Raw genomic sequence first — 20,621 nt, 5'->3', positions numbered from 1 at the left:
ATTACGCTCCCTGTTATGCCATCAATCCCACTCCAAGTTGTACCGGCTGACAGGGAGCTTCCTTTTATTGCTGTTGAGTGCTCACACCACCGCACGCTCGTTGGATGACGCGATTGCCTCGCAGCGCGCCCTGCTGTCGCCCTATCAACGTCAGATTGAGTCACGTCTGGAGACCTATCAGCCGCTACTGGCGCATATTTTCAATCAGTTAGACCATAAAAAGCTGCCACAGCAACTGGCGCTGCTGCCAATGCTGGAATCGTCGTTTGATCCGAATGCGATTTCTCACGCTGGCGCGCGCGGATTGTGGCAATTGATGCCGGCCACCGCCCAGCGTTACGGTTTGCAAACCGCCCCGAACGATCAACGTTTGGATGTGTTCGCCAGCACCGATGCGGCGCTGAACTATCTGGCGTTTTTACACCGCAAATTCGGCGGCGACCTAGCGTTAACCCTGGCGGCTTACAATGCTGGTGAAGGACGGGTCGCGCGCGCCATTCAACGCGCAGGCAGTCGTGAGTTTCATCGTCTGTCACTGCCCCAAGAAACCCGCCAGTATGTGCAGCGCTTTTACGCGCTCACCCAGTTAATTGATGTCACGGCGCTCAACCACGCCGCCTTCCAGCCGCTGATGCTGTTTAGCAGCCCACCGGCCATCACCCGTCAGGCACTGATCAATTTGCAACCACTGCCGCCACTGGTTAAGTTGTAAGACTTCAAGCGAGCTTGGCGCAAAGTGCGCAATTTCGGTCAGGATCTTCACGGCCCTGAATGCGACCATGGCTTTGTTTTCTCAAACAGGATTAGAAATGTGATGACCCATTCGCTGCATTCGCGGATACAAGGCGTGTGTGACTACATCGATCGCCATCTGGATGACGAGTTGTCGCTTGAACAACTGAGCGCGCTGGCGCACTGTTCCAAGTACCACTTTCACCGCATGTTCAAAGCGCAGATCGGTGTCGGCACCGCCAAATATCTCACCTTAGCGCGGCTCAAGCGGGCCTCTTACCGACTGGCGTTTGAACCTGGCATCAGCGTACTGAATATCGCGCTGGAAGCTCAATTCGACAGCCCTGAAGCGTTCGCCCGAGCCTTCGCACGCACGTTTGGTCAGTCTCCGTCCGGTTTTAGAAATCAGCCTGAGTGGCAGCAATGGCACTCGCAATTTCAATTTGAAATCCCCGCAAAAGGAGTCAACCTTGTGGACGTGAACATTATTCATTTTGCCGAAACCCGCATCGCCTACATCGAACATTGTGGTGCCCCCGAGCAGGTGCTCGATACCGCCGCGCAGTTTATTGCCTGGCGACGCGCCAGTGGTGAATCGCCGGTGACCACCAGCGCCACCTACGGCATTCCTTACAGTGATCCCAACGAAACCGAGCCAGCGCTGTTTCGCTTTGATATCGCTGGCAGCGTCAGCCAGCCCGTCAAAGACAATGACTACGGCGTGAAAAATGGCGCTATTCCGGCCGGACGCTGCGCAGTGCTGCGCCATCACGGCAGCCATGATGCGATCAGTCAGAGTGTGTACGCGCTGTATCGCGACTGGTTACCGCAAAGCGGTGAAGAGCTGCGTGATTACCCATGCTTCTTCCACTATCTGAATCTGATCCACGAAGTGGATGAGTGTGACTTGCAAACCGACATCTATCTGCCGTTGAAATAACTTACGTTGAAGCGGCTGACATTGAAGTGACTGATATTGAAACGAATAGTCAGTTGCTGCTGGATAGAAAAGAAAAAGCCGCCAGAAATGGCGGCTTTCACATTACTTCTTCTGACGCGCTTCAAACGCGGCCAGTTGCTCGGGTGTCGCTTTCGGCTGATGGTTGTTTTTCCACTCATCGTACGTCATGCCGTACACACGCTCGCGTGCATCGTCGATGTTGAGCGCCAGCCCCATCTCTTTCGCTTCCGACTCATACCATTTGCAGAAACAGTTACGGCAGAAGCCCGCCAGTATCATCAGGTCGATGTTCTGCACATCTTTGTTGTCATCCAGATGCGCCAGCAGACGACGAAAGACCGCCGCATCGATTTTGTCCTGTTCTTCCTGAGTCAGATTTTTGTATTTGAATTCGGCCACGTGACTTTCCTTTCGTTCTTGCCCGGAAGCTCTGAATCAGCGCTGCCGGAGGATTAAAATGTCGTTGAGTGCCTCTGTTATATCACGCAGATAGCAAAACGCCCAAGACAGGCTTGGGCGTTTTTATTCAAGGGTGTGGCGATTTAGCCTTGGATACCGACGATCAGCCACGGCGCATTTGGCGTGGTCAGGTCGCGTTCCAGATGCCAGATATCGTCGATGTTCTCTTCGAGATCTTCGCTTGGGTCGCGGTAGCGGCCGCTAAATTGCAGGCTCAACTGCGCTTTGTTGGCATCGTAGTCGGCGCGCACAATCTCAGCGTCGACGTACATCACGTCCGTTTGCGGATCGGTGTCAATCTTCGCGCGCTCTGCTTTCAAATCTTCAAACAGGCTCGGTGACACGTACTCTTCGATGGTCTCCAACTGGTTGTGGTTCCATGCGCCTTGCAGAATGCGGTAGTGTTCACGTGCACCGTTGACAAACGCCACGCGGTCAAAGCCGTCTGGGTAGTTATGTGGTACATCACTTTGCATTTGGCTGCCGAAACCGCCGCTGTTTTGAGGCTGTTCGAAGTTGTGAACATTTGGCTGCTCAAACGTGTTGCGGTTCATTCCGCCAAACGCTGGCTGCTGCTGTTGGTGCTGATTCATACTGCCCTGCTTGGCGCCAAGCAGACCACGCATCAACTTGAAGATCACAAACGCAATCAAACCGATGATGAGGATATCCATGAACTGGATCCCTTCAAAGGCGCCGCCGAAGAAGGCTGCCAACAGGCCACCCGCCAGCAGACCGCCAAGCAGGCCGCCCATCAATCCTTTTTTGGTCGAGCTTTGCGCTGTTTTCGCAGTGTCTTGTTGTTTCAGGGTATTGGTGTTTTGTTTTTGCTGTGCGGGTGCAGTTTTGTAGCTTTTACCAAACGACTTACCACCACCAAATTTTTTGGCAGCGTCCGCCATCGGGGTAAACGCAACAGAAACCATCACCAGAGCCACAAGTGAAAACAGACGTTTCATAGTTATCCTTAGAAGCCTTACTTTAATACGGGGTCATCATAGCGGCTTCAATATGACAATCAAACACTTTGCATTTATCGACATGTATCAGAATATTGCAGGGTTCTGAGTTGACGCTCAATAGCAGGCTAATTAGAATATCGAACATCGTTCATTAAGCACACATGATCATGGCAAGACGAAATGACCACACCCGTGAAGAATTGGTCTCTTTAACGCTGAAAACCGTGAAGGAATTCCTCGGTAGCCATTCCTACCACGAACTGAGCCTGCGTAAGATCGCAACCATGATTGGTTATGTTCCGAGCACGTTGGTGAACGTTTTTGGCAATTACAATTTGTTACTACTTCATGTGGTTGCTCAGACGCTCGATGAACTCTCCAGCGAAGCGAAAGCGGTCGTTTGTCACGGCAAAGACCCCGAGCAAGCGCTGTACAAACTCGCCTACTGCTACCACGATTTCGCGCAAAAGAACCCACACCGCTGGCAACTGATTTTCGAACACAACATGAATGGCGAAGAGCTGCCAGAATGGCAAGCTGAACGGATCGACACGATGACCAGCATGCTGGAAGGGTTGCTGAAAGTGATTGCGCCGCAGCGTTCCGACAGTGAAATCCTGCGCACCAGCCGCGTATTGTGGTCAGGCGTCCACGGCATCACGCTGCTGAGTGTGGACGATAAGTTCTTTGCATCAGAACCCATCGATGGCAAAGCACTCATCGAAGATCTACTCTCTAACTATCTGGCCAACTGGTAATTATTAAGGAAAGGCGATGCCGCAGTCTCAGACGTCGTTGTTAACTCAACGCCGTTTTCTTCCCTACTTCATCACGCAGTTCTTCGGCGCCTTTAACGATAATATTTTCAAAAACGTGTTGCTGCTGCTCGTGGCGTTTGCTGGCAGCGGCGCGCTGCCGATCTCCAGCGACCTGTTCATTAATCTGGCCGCGGGTCTGTTCATTCTGCCGTTTTTCCTGTTTTCAGCGTCTGCCGGTGTGCTGGCCGATAAATACGAAAAGTCGTGGTTTATTCGCCGCGTGAAACTGCTTGAAATCGCCATCATGTGTATTGGCGCGATTGGGTTTATCACCGAAAGCTACAGTGTTCTGCTGCTGATCCTGTTTTTGATGGGCACCCAATCGGCATTTTTCGGCCCGGTCAAATACGCCTTGCTACCACAGCAGCTCAAATCTAACGAATTGGTGCCGGGCAATGCCTTGGTCGAAACCGGGACATTTTTAGCGATTTTGCTCGGCACGCTTGGGGCCGGCATGATTGCTTCAGCCGACAACGCGCGCCACATCGCGGCCGCTGCAGTAATTCTTTTTGCCCTATGCGGCTACTGGGCGAGCCGTTCGATTCCTGAAGCGCCAGCCAGTGCTCCCGATTTGACCTTCCGCTGGCGGCCGATCAGCCAAACTCGCCATACGCTGGCCATTGCGCGCAGCGACCGCATCATCTTCCAATCGATGATGGCGATCAGTTGGTTCTGGTTCCTCGGCGCGGCGTACCTGACACAATTCCCGAACTTCACCAAAGTCTTCCTTAACGGCACTGAAAGTTCGGTGTCGTTCCTGCTGGCGCTGTTTTCAGTGGGCATTGCTCTGGGTTCACTGGCGTGCGACAAGCTCTCCAATCACCGCATTGATGTCGGCATTGTGCCGCTGGGCAGCTTTGGCATCAGCATCTTTGGTTACTTGATGGCAACCAGTATTCCAAATGACTTGCCTATTTTCAGTCAGTTCTCGGAATTTGCCGCCTATCAGCCGCTGTGGCCACTGTTTGCTTACTTGCTTTTACTCGGTGCATCGGGCGGTGTGTTTATCGTGCCGCTGTACGCCCTGATGCAACAACGCGCCAAAGAGACTGAACGCGCGCAGGTGATCGCGGCGCTGAACATCTACAACTCGCTGTTTATGGTGTGCAGTGCGATTTTGGGCATCATCTGCCTCACACTGCTCGACCTCACCATTCCTCACCTGTTTGTGTTGCTCTCGGTGATGAACCTGCTCTTGGCCGCGTACCTGTTTTTGCAGGTGCCGATTTTCGTGGTGCGTTTTCTGGTGTGGGCGCTGACGCACACCCTTTACCGCGTGCGACACAAAAACCTCAGCAAACTGCCCGAACACGGCGGCGCCCTGATTGTATGTAACCACGTCAGTTACATGGACGCGCTGTTACTCAGTGGCGCATGCCCGCGTTTGATTCGCTTTGTGATGGAAGAAGATTACGCCAATCTGCCGGTGCTGCGTCGTTTCTTGAAACGTGCAGGCGTGATCCCCATTTCGGCCAACAGCCGCACCTCGATTCGCCGCGCGTTTGCCGAAGTGGAACAGGCGCTGCAGGATGGGCATTTGGTGTGTATTTTCCCCGAAGGTCGCCTGACCGCCGACGGTAACATGAATGAATTTATGCGCGGCATCGACATCATTTTGCGTCGCAGTCCGGTGCCGGTGATCCCGATGGCGATTAAAGGCTTGTGGGGCAGTTTCTTCAGCCGCTATCACGGCCGAGCCTGTAAAGGGTTACCACGCCGCTTCTGGTCTCACGTCGAGATTGAAGCCGGAGACGCTGTCATGGCGGGCGAAGCCACCACGGAACTGATGCACGAGAAAGTTGCTGCATTGCGCGGCGATTGGAAATAAGCCAATTTGACGCATCGTAGACAAGCGTTCAGTTTTTCTGAACGCTTGTTCAAAACATTAAGACTTTCTGACCTCGCCCCGTGCGCTACAATGGCTGCCCTCGACTCCGATAACGACCTGATTCCCCCAACATCATGACTCTTCACGCAAAACACATTCCCTTTGCCCTTGTCCTTGGCGCCTGCCTGACCCCGTATATCTCATCCCCCACTGCGCTGTTGCTGGGCTTTTTCCTCGCCTCGCTGGGTTGGGTGCCGACGCAGTTGCCAATCGGCAAAATGACCAAAAAGCTGCTGGCATATTCCATTGTCGGCTTGGGCTTTGGCATTCCGCTACAACAAGCACTCACCGTCACCGGCCAAGGCATCGGGCTGATTTTGGCCAGTATCACCGGCACCCTCGTGCTTGGCACGTTGATTGCGAAAGCGATGGGGCTTAACCGCACCACCGGGCATCTGATTGCGTCCGGCACCGCGATTTGTGGCGGCAGTGCCATTGCGGCAGTGGCGCCTGCGATCAATGCCGATGACGACCAAACGGCGTTGGCCCTTGGCACGGTGTTTGTGCTCAATTCGGTCGCACTGTTTCTGTTTCCGCTGATTGGCCATGCGCTCCATCTGGATCAACACACCTTCGGCACGTGGGCAGCCATTGCGATTCACGACACCTCATCGGTGGTCGGTGCGGCATCGGCTTATGGCGAAGAAGCGTTAAAAACTGCGACCACACTCAAGTTAGCACGCGCGTTGTGGATTGTGCCGGTGGCGCTCATCAGTGCGTGGATGTTTCGCAGTCACTCGAAGAAAATCACGCTTCCGTATTTCATTGTGTTTTATTGTGCCGCGATTGGGGTGAGCGATACGTTACCGCAGTTTGAGGGGGTATATCAGGCGATCTTCAGCGTGGCGAAACAAGCGTTGGTGGTGTGTCTGTTTTTGATTGGTTGCAGCATCTCGGTGGCACGTTTGAAGGCATCAGGCCCGAAACCGCTGCTATTTGGGGTGATCTTGTGGACGCTTATATCGACGACGTCTCTGAGCTGGTTGTTGACCCGTTAACGGGTTTTCGATGCCAAGCAAACGCCAGAATCAGCAGAAATGCGCTCAGTTCGGCAACGTTGCGGGGCCAACCGGTTAGCGTCAGCGCCAGCAGCAGTTGCAGCACAATGGTGGAAATCAGCAAGCCATTCTTCATCATCGATAGTCCTAAGCGGTTTAATTCTTAGGACTATTATGCCAAGCAGTTATAACCAGCAAAATTCAGTTTTGGACTAACTCATAACTCGAAAGCGAGATTGATGGGTTGCCAGCCACGCTTTGAGCGCTTGACGCGACACTTTGATCCCACTTTGTGTCAGCGCAGTCGGCATCTCAAAATACGCGATGGGCCATTTAAATTTCTCCAAACGTCCCTCATACCACGCGTTGCCTTGTTCAAGGCTAAACGGCGTATGACTGAGCACCACCGCTACCGGGCGAGCGCCAAACTCATCGTCTTCAACGGGCACCACCATCGCCAATTGCACGTCAGGATGACGATTGAGCACACCTTCAACTTCTTCACAGTGAATGTTTTCGCCACCGGAGATAAACAGATTGTCGGCGCGGCCGATGATCACCAGTTGGTCGTGCTCGAAGTAGCCAAGGTCGTTGCTGTCATACCAGCCTTGTTCATCCGTCAAACGATGTAGCTCGCCTTGACGGTAATAACCGCTAGCCAACGTGTCGCCACCGATGTAGATGCGCTGACCGTCGACACGCACGGCGCGATGAGCCAGCACGTGACCCGCACCCGCTTGGCCATCGACTGGTTTGGCCGTGACCGTCGACGCCGCTTCCGTCATGCCATAGCCGAGCCAGGTTTCAATGCCGATAGCCGCCGCTTGCTGCGCCAGCGTTTGTGGAATGTGGCTACCGCCGAGCAACACATGGGTCAGCGTGAGCTGTTGGCCACAGTCGAGCAGGCGTTTCAGTTGCGTCGGCACCAATGACGCGTGCGTGACGCCGTCGATGTCGTGCGCCAACTGACCACCGCCAATTTTGAGGCACGCCCCCGTGGTCAGCCAACGATAAATGATGGCCAAGCCCGACACGTGATAGAGCGGCAAGCTCAGCAGCCAAGTGTCATCAACATCGAAATGAAATTCAGCCAGTAGCCCTTGCGCAGAAGCAAAATGCTGCGCGTGCGTGTGGGCTACCGCTTTGGGTGTGCCGGTGGAACCGGAGGTGAAAATCAACGTTGCGAGATTGCTCCGCTGGTACGCGTTCTCAGCCTGAGCCATGCCAGTGGCCGGTTGTGACAGCGCATTCACGTCTCCCAGCTCATCCAACGTCAGCCCCGCACTAGGCGCAAGCCAAACGTTCGCGCGTTGATCATTGCGATATAGCGCCGACCATTTACGGCGCAACTGCGCTGCTGGTTGCGGCATGGTGAGCGCGCACACGACGCCCAGTTGCATCGCGCCCAGCAGCCAAAATAGCGTTTGCGGGTGGTTTTTACCCACCAGCGTCAACACATCGCCGTGCTGAAGGCCACGTTCGGCAATCGCCTTGGCGTATTGCTGCACGCGCTGGTTGAGCTCATGCCAAGTGAGCGTGCCCTCTTCAAGACAAAGCGCCACCCGCTCAGGGTGGCGCTGCTGCCAGTGTCGCCACGGGGTCATACAGGCTCCGATTGCCACAGCAGGCTTTGGTCGCTCAACGTTTGCAGGGGCAGTTCACACGCTGGCCACGGCGTTTCCAACTGCGCTTTAAACAAGCCGATGGTGTCCAAACCTGGAATTTCATTGGGCAGTTGCCAGTGTGCCAAACGCGCCAATTGCGTCAGCCCCAAGCTCGATTCAATGCTGGAACTGATGATGGTTTGCAGGCCCAAGGCTTTGGCTTTCTCAATCAGCTTCAAGCAGCGAGGCACCGACCCAATCAAAGTCGGTTTGATGACGATGGTTTTCACGCCCACCAGATCTTCTAAGCGGAATTCTTGGCTGCGCACCGCATGTTGTAAGGTTTCATCCCACGCAATCGCAATGCCAGTATCAATCGCAAACGACAAACTGTCGCTCGGAGATTGGCAGGGCTCTTCTAAAAACGCGATGCGGCCACGCAAAGATGGCGCGACATATTGGGCGAATTTGGCGGCTTTCTCTTTGGTCCACGCGCGGTTGGCGTCCAGACGCAGGTATAAATCCGGCATCGATTCCAAGAACAGATTCACCAGCATGCCGTCACGAATCGGCTCATACAAACCGACTTTGACTTTCGCGACTTTCTGCCCCGGCATCGCATTGAGCTGCGGGATCAATTCATCGGGGTCACCAGTACACAGCGGCGCCGCTTGATATTGGCCTTGCGCTGGCAGTTCACCAGCTAATTCCAACTCAGCCATCGAGACACCAAAAGCCACCGACGGGAACAACGCATCGTAATCCAATGCCTGACCTTGCACCCACAGCTCGAGCTGCTCTTTCGCCAGTGCGCCCGCTTCGTCTAGTGATTCCACACTAAACCCAATTAATGGCGCAACTTCGCCACGCCCAATCTTGCCATTTTCCTGAAGTTCAACGATGAAGCCTTCACGTTCCGTCAACTTCTCTTCACGAAGAATCACGCCGCTATCCATTGGCAAACGGTAGCGATACAGTTTTGCACTGCGCATATCTAATTTAACTCTGTTGATGAGTGACATGTCCATTCCCCCTCAACGGGCCTATCGCGCGCCGTTGGGCGGTGTTTGGAGCACCAAATTCACTGAAACTACATGGAAACAAAAAGAGCGGCACCAGACATCTGGGCCGCTCTTGTCGATTAAGGGTTACGCGGGAACTTGTTGAAGTCCGGTCTGCGTTTTTCGTTGAACGCGTTGCGACCCTCCTGACCTTCGTCGGTCATGTAGAACAGCATGGTCGCGTTGCCCGCCAGTTCTTGCAGGCCCGCTTGACCGTCACAGTCTGCGTTCAAGGCCGCTTTCAAGCAGCGCAGCGCCATTGGGCTGTGTTGCAGTACTTCACGGCACCAGCGTACGGTTTCTTTTTCCAGCTCATCGACAGGCACAACGGTGTTCACCAAGCCCATGTCCAGCGCTTCTTTGGCGTCGTAGAAACGGCACAGGAACCAGATTTCACGCGCTTTTTTCTGACCAACGATACGCGCCATGTAAGAGGCACCCCAACCGCCATCAAACGACCCGACTTTCGGGCCAGTTTGACCAAATTGCGCGTTTTCCGCCGCAATGGTCAGGTCACACATCATGTGCAGCACGTGACCACCGCCAACCGCCCAGCCCGCAACCGAGGCGATCACAGGTTTCGGACAGGTACGAATTTGACGTTGGAAGTCGAGTACGTTGAGGTGGTGCGTACCGGTTTCGTCTTTGTAACCGCCGTAATCGCCACGGATTTTCTGGTCACCACCAGAACAGAATGCATCTTCACCCAGACCGGTCAAAATGATCACGCCAACGCCTTCGTCATAACGTGCATCAGCCAATGCGTTGATCATCTCTTTAACGGTTTGCGGACGAAATGCGTTGCGAACCTGTGGGCGCGCAATGGTGATTTTCGCAATACCATCTTCCGATTTGTGATAGTGAATGTCTTCGTAACTGCTGCCGCAGTCTTGCCAGACAACCGGAGCGTAAAGTTCTTCTTCTGAAATGCCTACTGTTTTAGCCATGGTGATTCCCATTGTTGTTGTCCACCACCCGTACACTGGGCAGCGGTATTAAATCGTGTATGATGCGCGCAAAAGCGACCGGCTGTTCATGATGAACATTGTGCCCCGCGTCGTCGATCTGACGATAGTTCAGCCCGCTTTGCTCAGCAAGCTGACGAAATTTTTCATCTTTTGCGCCGCAGATGTACCAAATCGGCATCGGCAACTGCGTCAACCCCGGCAACAAATACGGCTGCGTGGCCAGCGATGTGGATAACAGCATCGTGGCGACAGCGGCGCCAAGATTAGCACTTCGCTTCGCAATTAAGGTTTGTCTTTGCTCATGGTTTAGTGAACTAAACACCGCTTGCTGATACCAATCGCTCAATACCTGCTCAATCGGCTCAGCCTCAAAACGCATCGCCCAGCGATGATCGTTTTGCCAACGCGCTTCTCGTTCGACCGCAGAAGGGAGGCCAAAGTTTCCGCCTTCGATGATCAAACCTTGTACGTTGAGCGCCGCAAATGCGTGGGTTGCCGCGCCCGTCATAGCAATGCGCCCGCCCAGCGAATAGCCCACCAGCCAGATGGGCGTTTGCGCCGGTACCTGCGCCAGTACCGCAGCGGTGATTTGCTGACAGCACGTGGCAAAGTCGTCGCACGTTTGCGCCTGGCTGCCGCCATGTCCGGGCAGATCCAACGCAATCCAGTCATAGTCTGGCAGCGCATCGAGCACCGCTTGCCAATCGTCGGTGTTTCCAAGCAAACCATGCAGAAACACCAACACCGGCGTGTCAGCGCGCGGCTGGCGTGATGGCCGGTGAGAAAACGAGGTGCGACTAGAGAGCATGAATCTGCGGCATCAGTTGTTTGATTTGCTGCGCGGCTTGTTGAGGCGGCGTGGTGATCTCAATCAACAACGTGCCTTGGCCCTGCGCCAAATGCTCATCCACCAGCCCCTGATACGCGGCTAACGTTTCCGGATTGGCGTAACGCAACCCAAACTGCGCGGCAACATGTTCAAACTGCATGCCATGTGGCATTTGATACAGCGCTTCCCGTTGCTGCGCCGGGACAGGCAACAAATCGAAAATCGCCCCGCCATCGTTATTGGCGACCACAATCACCAGCGGCTGCGGCGTATTGCGCACCAAGGCCAGTGAGTTCATGTCATACAATAATGAGGTATCGCCCATCAGCATCAGCATGGGCTGCTTGATGGCACGTTGCACCCCCGCGGCAGTGGCAACCAAGCCATCAATACCGGAGGCGCCGCGGTTGGAAAACACGTCACGTCCGTCGACGGCGCTAAACATATCCACCAAGCGGACAATCAAACTGTTGCCGACAAACAACGCCGCGTGAGGCGCACGCTCAGTCAAATCGAGCGCCAGCGCGATTTCCGTCATCGGTTCATTGCTTAAATGTAACTTGGCGAGTTCTGCCGTGCTGTAGGCGTAACGTTTCAACGCATCCGCCCAGCCCGCATGCGTCGCGTTGAGCGCGGTCCATTTACTCAGCTTGGTGTCAATCCAGTCGGGAATATCACACACCCATTGTTGCTGGGGCAGATGCGATTGGTTGTTGCGATCCGGCGCTGGCGACACATAACAATACTGTGCGTCACTGCGGCGAACATGCTGCTCCAGCCAGTGATTTAAACGTTTGGACACGATGCGCGAACCAAACTGCACCACCTGCTCGCACTCATCCAGCACCGCTTTGGCAGCGCTGTTTTGTAGCCACAAATCAAAGTGTGCCCATTCACTGCTGATCCCCGATTGCGGGTCACACAGCAGCGGCCAGCCCAATTTCTCTGCAAACTGCTGTGCGGCTTTGGCTTCCGCCAAACGCACCGAGCCGACGATCACCAAGCCTTTGCGGCTCAGCATCTGACCCTCTTCGGGAAACGCATGTGCATCGCTGAAACGGCGCTCACAATACGGTTGATTCGATTGCTGCCAGTGACTCACGCTCGCCAAGTACTCTTGGTACACGCGCGTGTCGTTAGCGGAATAGAGGGGTTCTGGGAACGGGCAGTTAAAATGCACGCTGCCGCCGTGCTGCGCTTGGTGACTCAGCGCCTCATCGACGGTGGTCAGTAGCCAGTTGAGCGGTAAACGCACATTAGGACTCGGCAGATTCACGGCTTGCGTCACGTGAGACGAATAAATACCCAGTTGGTTGATCGCCTGATTAGCACCGCAACCGACCAGTTCAACCGGGCGATCCGCCGTCAGAACAATCAGTTTCTCGCCGGTCAAACGCGACTCTGCAATGGCAGGCAACACGTTGGCAACCGCGGTTCCAGACGTGACGATCACCGCCACTGGTTTGCCGCTCGCTTTCGCCATGCCCAGCGCCATAAAGCCCAAGCCACGTTCGTCGTAATGGGTGTGCAAGGTCAGGTTGGGATTGGCGGCGGCTTCCAGCGTCAATGGGGTTGAACGCGAACCCGGCGCAACGCATACCTCGCTCACGCCAAATCGGGTCATCTCTTCCAGCAGCGTCTGGCACCAGATGCGGTTTAAGACCGCTTGATCCTGACTCATGAAGCCACACCCAGCGGCAGGCGATCGGTGATGAGGCTCAGCAGCGTCGACATTTTTTTGTCCAGCTCCTGCCATTCATGTTCAGCCACCGAGCCCGGCACGATGCCCGCGCCCGCAAACAGCTGCACTTCTTGTTCCAACACTAATGCGCTGCGAATCGCGACGCAAAACTCGGCTTGTTGATGACTGAAATAACCCATAGACCCTGCATACCAGCCCCGAGCAAACGGCTCGTGCTGAGTGATAAAATCAAACGCTTCTTTGCGTGGCACACCCGCCACAGCAGCGGTCGGCTGCAGCGCACTGAGCAGCTGCACGCCATTAACGCCCGCGTTCAGCTGAGCGTGAATCCGACGCTTCAAATGCTGCACTTTACGCAGCCGAACCAAATGGGCTTCCTGTTCCACCGTCACCGTCTCGGCATGAGGCGTTAAACGGTCGACAATATCATCCACCACATATTGGTTTTCATTGAGGTTTTTGGTGTCCTGCGCCAGCCAGTTCGACAGTGCCATATCTTGGGTTGCGTTTTGGCCGCGACCAATGGTGCCCGCCAACGCTTCGGTGTGCAGATCCAACCCTTGACGGAAATAGAGCCGCTCCGGCGTAGAGCCCATAAAACTGTGTTTGGCGTCGAGTGCCAAAAGAAAATGAAAGCTGTTATGGTTCTGATCGTAGCTGGCTTTGAGCAGTTGCGCCGCACTGATTGGGCGATCCAGCGTGAGGCTCGTTTGACGCGCCAGCACCACTTTCTTGAACGCGTTGTGCGTAATGCCATCCAGCACTTGATCCACCAGCGTCGCCCAACCCGATTCGGTGGGTGCATGCTGCACGTCGGTCACCTCACAGTTGAGCGCACGCAGCGGCGTGACGTCCGTCAGCAGCTTCTGTAACGTGGCGAGTGTGCGATGACGTTCATGACTGACGTTGGCCGCCAGCGTCCAAGTCTGATCAAAGCGAATCAGCTCCACCTGAGGCAGAAAGAAAAACGACGACATGCAGCGGCGGTTTTTATCGGTCTGACCATCAAATGAGCGTCCGCCCCACACACGTTGATCGTCACCCAAAATGGTGTACGCCGGAGCAGGGTCGGAGAATGTGTAAAGCTGCCCCAATGCGACCACCTCTTCGCGGGTGTCACGGGACTGCCAATAGAATTTCGGGAAAACCGGTTGGGCTTCAAGCCAATCGATGAACGCGAATGGTGGCTTCTCTGCCAACTCTTGGGTGAAACGAACGTCGTTATCCCTCGCGTCGTTAATTTGCTCTATCAACCGAGCAATGGCTTGATGAAAGTTCGACAAAGCGACCTCGACTAAACTGAGATTCGATGTAACAGTAGCTACTCTATTGAGAGAGCCCTCGTAAATCAAGGTTATACCCCATCTTTTGCGTGCTTTTCCTGTCTCCCTGATGCAGCACTGATTTTTTCCTGCGGAGAAAGCGATTCATCACTAGATTTATATTCTAAAAAAAGGCAACCTGTTGTAGTTTAATAAAGAAATTCAATTATTTTTTGGGGTAATACAATGCAAAATATCGGGATGTCGTCAAAACTCGATAATGTCTGCTACGACATTAGGGGACCAGTACTTAAACATGCTAAGCGCATGGAAGAAGAAGGGCATAAAATACTAAAGCTCAATATCGGCAACCCGGCCCCATTTGGTTTCGACGCCCCGGATGAAATTCTGGTCGACGTGATTCGTAACCTCCCTACCTCACAAGGTTATTGTGATTCAAAAGGCATCTATTCGGCACGTAAAGCCGTGGTGCAGCACTATCAGAAAAAAGGCATTCGCTCGCTGAACGTCGAAGACGTTTATGTCGGTAACGGCGTATCTGAGCTGATCGTGATGGCCATGCAAGCCCTGCTCAACAACGGCGATGAAATGCTGGTCCCTGCCCCGGACTACCCGCTGTGGACCGCGGCGGTTGCGCTGTCGGGCGGTAAAGCGGTGCATTACCTGTGTGACGAGCAAGCGGACTGGTATCCGGACATTGATGACATCAAGAAGAAAATCACCCCGAAAACGCGCGGCATCGTCCTGATTAACCCCAATAACCCAACCGGCGCGGTCTACAGCCGTGATTTCCTGTTGGAAGTGATTGAAGTGGCGCGTCAGCACAAGCTGATCATTTTCGCCGATGAAATTTACGACAAAGTCTTATACGACGGTGCAACGCATACCTCGGTGGCCACTCTGACCGAAGACGTGCTGGTGATGACGTTTAACGGCTTGTCGAAAGCCTACCGTGTGTGCGGTTTCCGTGGCGGTTGGATGTTCCTGACTGGTCCAAAACATCTGGCACAAGGCTACATCGCAGGGCTGGAAATTTTGTCGTCAATGCGTCTATGTGCCAACGTGCCCATGCAACACGCCATTCAAACCGCGCTGGGCGGTTACCAGAGCATTAACGAGCTGATCCTACCAGGCGGTCGCCTGCTGGAACAGCGTGATCGCGCTTGGGAACTGATCAACCAAATTCCGGGCGTGTCGTGCGTGAAACCCAAAGGCGCGATGTACCTATTCCCGAAAATCGACACCAAGAAATACAGCATTAAAGATGACCAAAAGATGGTCTTCGACTTCCTCGTGCAGGAAAAAGTGCTGCTGGTTCAAGGTAGTGGTTTCAACTGGCCGAAGCCAGATCACTTCCGCATTGTGACACTGCCTCACGTGGAAGATCTGGAAATTGCGATTGGCCGCTTTGAACGATTCCTCAGCACCTACAGTCAATAACGCTTTCATCGACCTTCGGTGATCAGTTAGGCTATTCAGGCTCTCTTTTATACACTAGAAGAGAGCCTGATTTTTAGATGAGGAATGCCGAGAGTTATGAAAGAAAGCCATTTTTTTGCCCATCTCGCCCGAATGAAGCTGATCCAGCGCTGGCCGCTGATGCGCTCTGTCTCCAAAGAAAATATCTCTGAACACAGCTTGCAGGTGGCGTTTGTCGCCCACGCGTTGGCGGTGATCAAAAACAAAAAGTTTGGTGGCACGCTCAACCCGGAACGCATTGCGATTCTGGCCATGTACCACGACTCCAGCGAAGTGCTGACCGGCGATTTACCCACCCCCGTGAAATACTACAACCCCGACATCGCCAAAGAGTACAAGAAAATTGAAGCCGCCGCTGAGCGCCGTTTACTGTCGATGTTGCCGGAAGAGTTTCAGCAAGATTTCGCGCCCTTTCTGGTTCACGAAGCAGCGTATGAAGACGATGCGGCGATCGTCAAACAAGCTGACTGCATCTGCGCTTACCTCAAATGTTTGGAAGAACTCAGCGCTGGCAACCACGAATTTGCGCTGGCGAAAAAACGCTTGGATGTCACGCTGCAAGAGCGCCACACCCCGGAAATGGCCTATTTTCTGGAAACCTTCGCCCCAAGCTTTGAATTAACACTGGACGAAATCAGCTAAGTCGCTGTAAGTTTTATCAAAGATACAAATCTTATCCACATCGTTGAATTGCCCCGCTCGGCCTGCTTCGGCAGGTGGTGCTGGGGCCATGCAGGAGCAGTGTATGCAGGTATCCATCAGCCCAGATTGGCAAGCGCGGAACGACGACGAGCACAAGATTCGTCGCAACGATCATCGCAGTCCGTTTCAGCGTGACCGCGCGCGCATTCTGCACTCTGCGGCGTTTCGTCGCCTGCAGGCCAAAACCCAAGTGCACGGCACCAGCCTCAACGACTTCCACCGCACTCGGTTGACACACTCGTTAGAAGCATCACAAATCGGCACCGGCATCGTCGCGCAGATCAAGCTCAAACAGCCGGAGTTTCGCGATCTACTGCCCTCCGACAGCCTGATTGATTCTTTGTGTCTGGCGCACGACATCGGCCATCCGCCTTATGGGCACGGCGGCGAAATCGCGCTGAATTACATGATGCGGGAACATGGTGGCTTTGAAGGCAACGCCCAAACATTTCGTATTGTGACCTGTTTGGAACCCTACACCGAGCATCACGGCATGAACCTGTCGCGCCGCACGCTGCTGGGGCTACTCAAATATCCGGCGCTGCTCAGCCAAACCCGCGCCGAGAAAATTCCTGAGTCGGTGCCACACCAACGCCAGCTCAAAGCCAAAGATTGGGCGCCCGCCAAGGGCGTGTACGACGGTGATCGTCAGATATTTGAATGGGTACTCTCGCCGCTCAGCGCCAACGATCGCACGCTGCTGAGCCAAATGCGCGGTGACGCCACCACGCCGTATCAACACCAGAAAACGCGCTTTAAATCGCTCGATTGTTCCATCATGGAGCTGGCTGATGACATCGCCTACGGCGTGCACGATTTGGAAGATGCGATCGTGCTTGGCATGGTGACGCAAACGCAATGGCAACACGCGGCTGCGAACCAGCTGGCCACCAGCGGCGAATGTTGGTTTACCGAGCATATTGAAACACTGAGCGAGATGCTATTTTCCGGCCAGCACCATGTGCGTAAAGACGCCATCGGCGGCATTGTCAATGCGCTGCTAACCAGCATCAGCGTGCGACCGGTGGATGCGCCGTTTGACAGCGAACTGCTGGCATTTAACGCCTATTTGGAACCCAACATGGGTCACGCGCTGGAGATCCTCAAAAGCTTCGTCAATCAATATGTGATTCAGGTGCCACAAGTGCAGCGCTTTGAATACAAAGGCCAACAGATCATCATGGATTTGTTTGAAGCCTTGGCCGCCGATCCGGAGCGCTTACTGCCTCAAGCCACTCGTGAGAAATGGCAAACGGCGGAACATGCATCCGGCGATGGCATGCGAGTGATTTGTGACTACATTGCGGCGATGACGGATGCTTACGCCCAGCGCCTGCATCAGCAATTGTTCTCCGCGCACGTCAACTACTAACGCCTGACGAAAGCACGCGACTATTGGTCTTGTTTGAGGTAGTTGCGCTCAAACACACCCGGTGGCATGTGTTGGATTTGATGATCAATCATGGCGTCAAAGGTGCGCATCAGCGGCGAAAAATCGCAATCAGGCTGCAAACTTTGCAGCAAATGGTAACCGGCTTCAACGGTCGAGAGTGCATTGTCGCTCGGCGCTTTGCGAATGCGGTAATTGCCGGTGAGATCTTTGGGTAAGTGCAGCGATGGCAAGGCATGCAACTGGGGATTCACCTGCCACATTTTGAATGCTTTTTTCCACGTGCCATCCAATAAGATCACGCGCAGCGTTTTGCCTGCTTCGGGCTCAAACTCAGCCGAGGAGGACGACTGCTCACTGGGATACAACACGAAATGTTGCGCGCTGTCATCGGCCAGCAGGCGATTCAGTTCCTCGTGCTGACGGAAATCTTCCCCCACCAACAAACGGCTGTTGGGCAGCGACAGGCTCAAAATACGCGCCGTTCCCATCGGGCGGTGTTCTTCAGTTGGATGTTGAAGAATGATAAGCTCCACTCGCGAACTTAACTGCACAATCGCATCACAAATGCAGGCTTTGCGTGCTTTTCCACACTCTGAACAATAACGGGACATACTGTGAATCTTTACCTGTGGCTAATTTTAATCAGTATCGTGTGTTTCGGGCTGCAATTCGAGCCGCTCGCCAGTGGCAGTGCGTGGCAGCTCAGCGGCATTCAACACGGCCAATGGTGGCGGATCCTAACAGGAAATTTCACCCACACCAACTTTGCTCACTTGGGCATGAACCTCGCCGGGTTGTGGATCATCAGTTTTATCTTTAAACCGGCGGCGCGCACACTGCTGATTCTGTTGCTCTCACTCAGCGTGTGGATTGGACTCTGCGTACTGCTCACCGACATGCGCATCTACGTGGGCCTTTCCGGCACCTTACACGCGCTGTTTGCGTTCTTTGCCCTGCAAGAAGTGCTACAAGGCCGTCGCAGCAGTTGGCTGTTGGTCCTTGGCGTGGTCGCGAAAGTGGTGTGGGAACAAGCGTTTGGCAGCTCGATTGGCACCGAACAGCTGATCCATGCGCGCGTTGCAACCGAGGCGCATTTGGCAGGCGTGATTGGCGGATTGGGATTGGCGTATATGGTCAAGCAATGGCGGTGGAAAATTTAGAACATCTCTCTTCCTCCCCCCAAAAAACACACACGAACAAAAACACACCAACAAAAAGGGCCGCCAGCATGACACCAGCGACCCTTTTCAATCCATCACGAACTCGCAATCAACTTATTGTTGCAACTTCGCTTTCGCTGCTTCAACTTTCGAGAAATCCAAGCCCAGCTCTTCTACGGCTTCTTTAATCAGCGCCGGATTTTGCATCACTTGGCCCATCAGCAGTTGCAGTTTTTCCTGCGGCAGACCCAGTTGGCTGAGGGTCATCATCGCCGCCAGCGGGTTTTGCGTCAGCGCCTGAAACAGCTCGCCAATTTGTTGGTCACTAATATTGTTCTCTTTCAACAGTGCGAGAATCGGGTTCATCACAGTACCTTTTTTAACGATGTCTTTCATTATGTTATCAAGTGAACCACGTGTTTAATGCATGAGGTCATCAAACGAAAGCGTCCGCATTGAGGCGCTTGGGTGGTTCAATAGGGATTATACAATCGGACGCTGGCCGCGGCTGATCAGCTTCAGGAATACGCTGTCGGCGGCTTCACCAGCCACACCCGCCAGTTTAGCGGTCAGTTTTTTCTTCTGCACGTAGTGGAGCGCCAGCACAGTTTTATTCTTGCACGCATCGACAATCAAATCGTCTGAGGTTTTGATCTCATCCACCAGCCCCAATGCTTTGGCTTGAGTGCCGAACCAGTGTTCACCCGTCGCCACTTTTTCCAAATCCAGATCCGGGCGGTGTTCACGAATAAAGTCTTTGAACAGCACGTGCGTTTCTTCCAGCTCTTCTTTGAACTTTTCGCGAGCTTTATCGCTGTTTTCACCGAACATCGTCAGCGTGCGTTTGTATTCACCCGCGGTCAGCTGTTCAAATTCAATGTCGTGTTTTTTCAGCAATTTGTTGAAGTTAGGCAGTTGCGCGACCACACCAATCGAACCGACAATCGCAAACGGCGCCGACACGATTTTATCGGCGATACACGCCATCATGTAGCCACCACTGGCCGCCACTTTATCGACCGCAATCGTCAGCGGCAGACCGGCAGCTTTCAAGCGATCCAACTGAGACGATGCCAAGCCGTAGCCGTGCACCATGCCACCACCTGTTTCTAAACGCAGCAGCACTTCATCACCCTGTTGTGCGACCGCCAAAATGGCCGTAACTTCTTCACGCAGCGAGGTCACTTCCTTAGCATCGATGCTGCCGTGGAAATCCAGCACGAACAGGTGTGGATCGCGCTTCGCGTCCAGTTCGCCGCCTTTCGCTGCTTTTTTCACTTCTTTTTCGCGAGATTTGTTCTTTTCCTTTTCGCTTTTTTTCTCCGCTTTGTCGCGGGCTTTCAAAAAAGCGTCATCATGGAGATGAGATTCAAGCTGTTCCACTGTCTGCTTGTGTTGCTCAGTCAGGTTGGTGACTTCCAGCTCGCCTTTGGCTGCGCTGTGTCTTCCGCCCACGGACTTCACAATGACTAATAACACCACGACAGCGACGACGATCGTCGCAATCTTGGCCAAAAACAGGCCATAGTCCAACAAAAATTCCAATGTGTTCATCCTCTTCAATGCGAATTGGTGTATTGTAACCACCTTGTCACGAAGACTTAAAGCAAATCATAAGAATA

The 20,621-nt window shown here is 53.8% G+C and carries 21 protein-coding genes; 9 read left to right on the top strand and 12 right to left on the bottom strand.

Annotated elements, in window-relative coordinates:
- The first annotated feature begins 67 nt into the window (after positions 1–67).
- Entirely contained in the window at positions 68–712 is a 645-nt protein-coding gene (locus ACF8PK_RS03850; RefSeq protein WP_392440123.1) for a lytic transglycosylase domain-containing protein, read from the top strand.
- A 102-nt stretch (positions 713–814) separates the two neighbouring features.
- Positions 815–1,672: a GyrI-like domain-containing protein gene (locus ACF8PK_RS03845; RefSeq protein ID WP_044362028.1), complete on the top strand. Its 858-nt coding sequence runs from the start codon at positions 815–817 to the stop codon at positions 1,670–1,672.
- A 102-nt stretch (positions 1,673–1,774) separates the two neighbouring features.
- Here the strand turns inward: ACF8PK_RS03845 and ACF8PK_RS03840 are convergent, their stop codons facing one another.
- Complete coding sequence (locus ACF8PK_RS03840) at positions 1,775–2,092, bottom strand: DUF1244 domain-containing protein (protein ID WP_392440121.1); 318 nt, start codon at positions 2,090–2,092, stop codon at positions 1,775–1,777.
- A 143-nt stretch (positions 2,093–2,235) separates the two neighbouring features.
- Positions 2,236–3,111, bottom strand: coding sequence for a Tim44 domain-containing protein (locus ACF8PK_RS03835; RefSeq protein ID WP_004725062.1), 876 nt, complete (start codon positions 3,109–3,111; stop codon positions 2,236–2,238).
- A gap of 170 nt (positions 3,112–3,281) precedes the next feature.
- Between ACF8PK_RS03835 and ACF8PK_RS03830 the strand changes: the two genes are divergently transcribed.
- From ACF8PK_RS03830 to ACF8PK_RS03820, 3 genes are all read left to right on the top strand, one after another.
- Positions 3,282–3,872, top strand: a complete 591-nt coding sequence (locus ACF8PK_RS03830) for a TetR/AcrR family transcriptional regulator (protein ID WP_038151387.1) — start codon at positions 3,282–3,284, stop codon at positions 3,870–3,872.
- A 16-nt stretch (positions 3,873–3,888) separates the two neighbouring features.
- Complete coding sequence (locus ACF8PK_RS03825) at positions 3,889–5,760, top strand: MFS transporter (RefSeq protein WP_055466041.1); 1,872 nt, start codon at positions 3,889–3,891, stop codon at positions 5,758–5,760.
- Positions 5,761–5,894: 134 nt separating this feature from the next.
- Complete coding sequence (locus ACF8PK_RS03820; RefSeq protein ID WP_392440118.1) at positions 5,895–6,818, top strand: YeiH family protein; 924 nt, start codon at positions 5,895–5,897, stop codon at positions 6,816–6,818.
- Here the strand turns inward: ACF8PK_RS03820 and ACF8PK_RS03815 are convergent.
- The 7 genes from ACF8PK_RS03815 to ACF8PK_RS03785 form a co-directional block, all read right to left on the bottom strand.
- Entirely contained in the window at positions 6,778–6,957 is a 180-nt protein-coding gene (locus ACF8PK_RS03815) for a hypothetical protein (RefSeq protein WP_004725058.1), read from the bottom strand. The two genes, ACF8PK_RS03820 and ACF8PK_RS03815, sit on opposite strands and share 41 nt — an antisense overlap.
- Before the next feature lie 73 nt (positions 6,958–7,030).
- Positions 7,031–8,422, bottom strand: coding sequence for an o-succinylbenzoate--CoA ligase (menE, locus tag ACF8PK_RS03810; RefSeq protein WP_392440116.1), 1,392 nt, complete (start codon positions 8,420–8,422; stop codon positions 7,031–7,033).
- Positions 8,419–9,414, bottom strand: coding sequence for an o-succinylbenzoate synthase (gene menC / locus ACF8PK_RS03805; RefSeq protein ID WP_004725056.1), 996 nt, complete (start codon positions 9,412–9,414; stop codon positions 8,419–8,421). The genes menE and menC overlap by 4 nt, the downstream gene beginning before the upstream one ends.
- 149 nt (positions 9,415–9,563) lie before the next feature.
- Positions 9,564–10,430, bottom strand: a complete 867-nt coding sequence (gene menB / locus ACF8PK_RS03800; protein ID WP_004725055.1) for a 1,4-dihydroxy-2-naphthoyl-CoA synthase — start codon at positions 10,428–10,430, stop codon at positions 9,564–9,566.
- The gene (menH, locus tag ACF8PK_RS03795; RefSeq protein ID WP_392440114.1) at positions 10,423–11,259 is read right to left on the bottom strand and encodes a 2-succinyl-6-hydroxy-2,4-cyclohexadiene-1-carboxylate synthase; all 837 of its coding nucleotides are present in this window, start codon (positions 11,257–11,259) and stop codon (positions 10,423–10,425) included. The genes menB and menH overlap by 8 nt, the downstream gene beginning before the upstream one ends.
- A complete protein-coding gene (gene menD / locus ACF8PK_RS03790; protein ID WP_004725053.1) occupies positions 11,249–12,961 on the bottom strand; it encodes a 2-succinyl-5-enolpyruvyl-6-hydroxy-3-cyclohexene-1-carboxylic-acid synthase in 1,713 nt (570 codons plus the stop codon). The genes menH and menD overlap by 11 nt, the downstream gene beginning before the upstream one ends.
- Positions 12,958–14,265, bottom strand: coding sequence for an isochorismate synthase MenF (locus ACF8PK_RS03785; protein ID WP_208550106.1), 1,308 nt, complete (start codon positions 14,263–14,265; stop codon positions 12,958–12,960). Before ACF8PK_RS03785 ends, menD begins: the two co-directional genes overlap by 4 nt.
- A gap of 225 nt (positions 14,266–14,490) precedes the next feature.
- Here ACF8PK_RS03785 and ACF8PK_RS03780 point away from each other — a divergent pair, with 225 nt between their 5' ends.
- The 3 genes from ACF8PK_RS03780 to ACF8PK_RS03770 all read left to right on the top strand — a co-directional run bounded on the left by ACF8PK_RS03780 (position 14,491) and on the right by ACF8PK_RS03770 (position 17,818).
- A complete protein-coding gene (locus ACF8PK_RS03780; RefSeq protein WP_038150916.1) occupies positions 14,491–15,705 on the top strand; it encodes a pyridoxal phosphate-dependent aminotransferase in 1,215 nt (404 codons plus the stop codon).
- Positions 15,706–15,801: 96 nt separating this feature from the next.
- Entirely contained in the window at positions 15,802–16,386 is a 585-nt protein-coding gene (gene yfbR, locus ACF8PK_RS03775) for a 5'-deoxynucleotidase (protein WP_004725050.1), read from the top strand.
- A 103-nt stretch (positions 16,387–16,489) separates the two neighbouring features.
- On the top strand, positions 16,490–17,818 hold the full coding sequence (locus ACF8PK_RS03770; protein ID WP_004725049.1) for an anti-phage deoxyguanosine triphosphatase: 1,329 nt from the start codon (positions 16,490–16,492) through the stop codon (positions 17,816–17,818).
- A 20-nt stretch (positions 17,819–17,838) separates the two neighbouring features.
- Here ACF8PK_RS03770 and ACF8PK_RS03765 read toward each other — a convergent pair whose 3' ends face one another.
- Positions 17,839–18,450 (bottom strand): tRNA-uridine aminocarboxypropyltransferase, encoded by a 612-nt coding sequence (locus tag ACF8PK_RS03765; protein WP_014204695.1) that lies wholly within the window; start codon positions 18,448–18,450, stop codon positions 17,839–17,841.
- Between the two features lie 3 nt (positions 18,451–18,453).
- Here ACF8PK_RS03765 and rrtA point away from each other — a divergent pair, with 3 nt between their 5' ends.
- On the top strand, positions 18,454–18,999 hold the full coding sequence (rrtA, locus tag ACF8PK_RS03760) for a rhombosortase (protein WP_392440108.1): 546 nt from the start codon (positions 18,454–18,456) through the stop codon (positions 18,997–18,999).
- 114 nt (positions 19,000–19,113) lie between these two features.
- Here rrtA and ACF8PK_RS03755 read toward each other — a convergent pair whose 3' ends face one another.
- Together ACF8PK_RS03755 and sohB are read right to left on the bottom strand one after the other, a co-directional pair.
- Complete coding sequence (locus ACF8PK_RS03755) at positions 19,114–19,365, bottom strand: DUF2999 family protein (RefSeq protein WP_014204693.1); 252 nt, start codon at positions 19,363–19,365, stop codon at positions 19,114–19,116.
- Positions 19,366–19,482: 117 nt separating this feature from the next.
- Positions 19,483–20,544, bottom strand: coding sequence for a protease SohB (gene sohB, locus ACF8PK_RS03750; RefSeq protein ID WP_004725045.1), 1,062 nt, complete (start codon positions 20,542–20,544; stop codon positions 19,483–19,485).
- Positions 20,545–20,621 lie beyond the last annotated feature (77 nt).

Source organism: Vibrio sp. CJQ_6 (assembly GCF_043106745.1).
GTDB lineage: Bacteria > Pseudomonadota > Gammaproteobacteria > Enterobacterales > Vibrionaceae > Vibrio > Vibrio furnissii.
This window is presented reverse-complemented; position numbering and strand designations above follow the sequence as displayed.

Coding starts and splice junctions, on each gene's coding strand:
- ACF8PK_RS03845 (WP_044362028.1), top strand. CDS start 815: ATGACCCATTCGCTGCATTCGCGGATACAAGGCGTGTGTGACTACATC.
- ACF8PK_RS03835 (WP_004725062.1), bottom strand. CDS start 3,111: ATGAAACGTCTGTTTTCACTTGTGGCTCTGGTGATGGTTTCTGTTGCG.
- ACF8PK_RS03830 (WP_038151387.1), top strand. CDS start 3,282: ATGGCAAGACGAAATGACCACACCCGTGAAGAATTGGTCTCTTTAACG.
- ACF8PK_RS03825 (WP_055466041.1), top strand. CDS start 3,889: ATGCCGCAGTCTCAGACGTCGTTGTTAACTCAACGCCGTTTTCTTCCC.
- ACF8PK_RS03820 (WP_392440118.1), top strand. CDS start 5,895: ATGACTCTTCACGCAAAACACATTCCCTTTGCCCTTGTCCTTGGCGCC.
- ACF8PK_RS03815 (WP_004725058.1), bottom strand. CDS start 6,957: ATGATGAAGAATGGCTTGCTGATTTCCACCATTGTGCTGCAACTGCTG.
- menE (WP_392440116.1), bottom strand. CDS start 8,422: ATGACCCCGTGGCGACACTGGCAGCAGCGCCACCCTGAGCGGGTGGCG.
- menC (WP_004725056.1), bottom strand. CDS start 9,414: ATGCGCAGTGCAAAACTGTATCGCTACCGTTTGCCAATGGATAGCGGC.
- menB (WP_004725055.1), bottom strand. CDS start 10,430: ATGGCTAAAACAGTAGGCATTTCAGAAGAAGAACTTTACGCTCCGGTT.
- menH (WP_392440114.1), bottom strand. CDS start 11,259: ATGCTCTCTAGTCGCACCTCGTTTTCTCACCGGCCATCACGCCAGCCG.
- menD (WP_004725053.1), bottom strand. CDS start 12,961: ATGAGTCAGGATCAAGCGGTCTTAAACCGCATCTGGTGCCAGACGCTG.
- ACF8PK_RS03780 (WP_038150916.1), top strand. CDS start 14,491: ATGCAAAATATCGGGATGTCGTCAAAACTCGATAATGTCTGCTACGAC.
- yfbR (WP_004725050.1), top strand. CDS start 15,802: ATGAAAGAAAGCCATTTTTTTGCCCATCTCGCCCGAATGAAGCTGATC.
- ACF8PK_RS03770 (WP_004725049.1), top strand. CDS start 16,490: ATGCAGGTATCCATCAGCCCAGATTGGCAAGCGCGGAACGACGACGAG.
- ACF8PK_RS03765 (WP_014204695.1), bottom strand. CDS start 18,450: ATGTCCCGTTATTGTTCAGAGTGTGGAAAAGCACGCAAAGCCTGCATT.
- ACF8PK_RS03755 (WP_014204693.1), bottom strand. CDS start 19,365: ATGAACCCGATTCTCGCACTGTTGAAAGAGAACAATATTAGTGACCAA.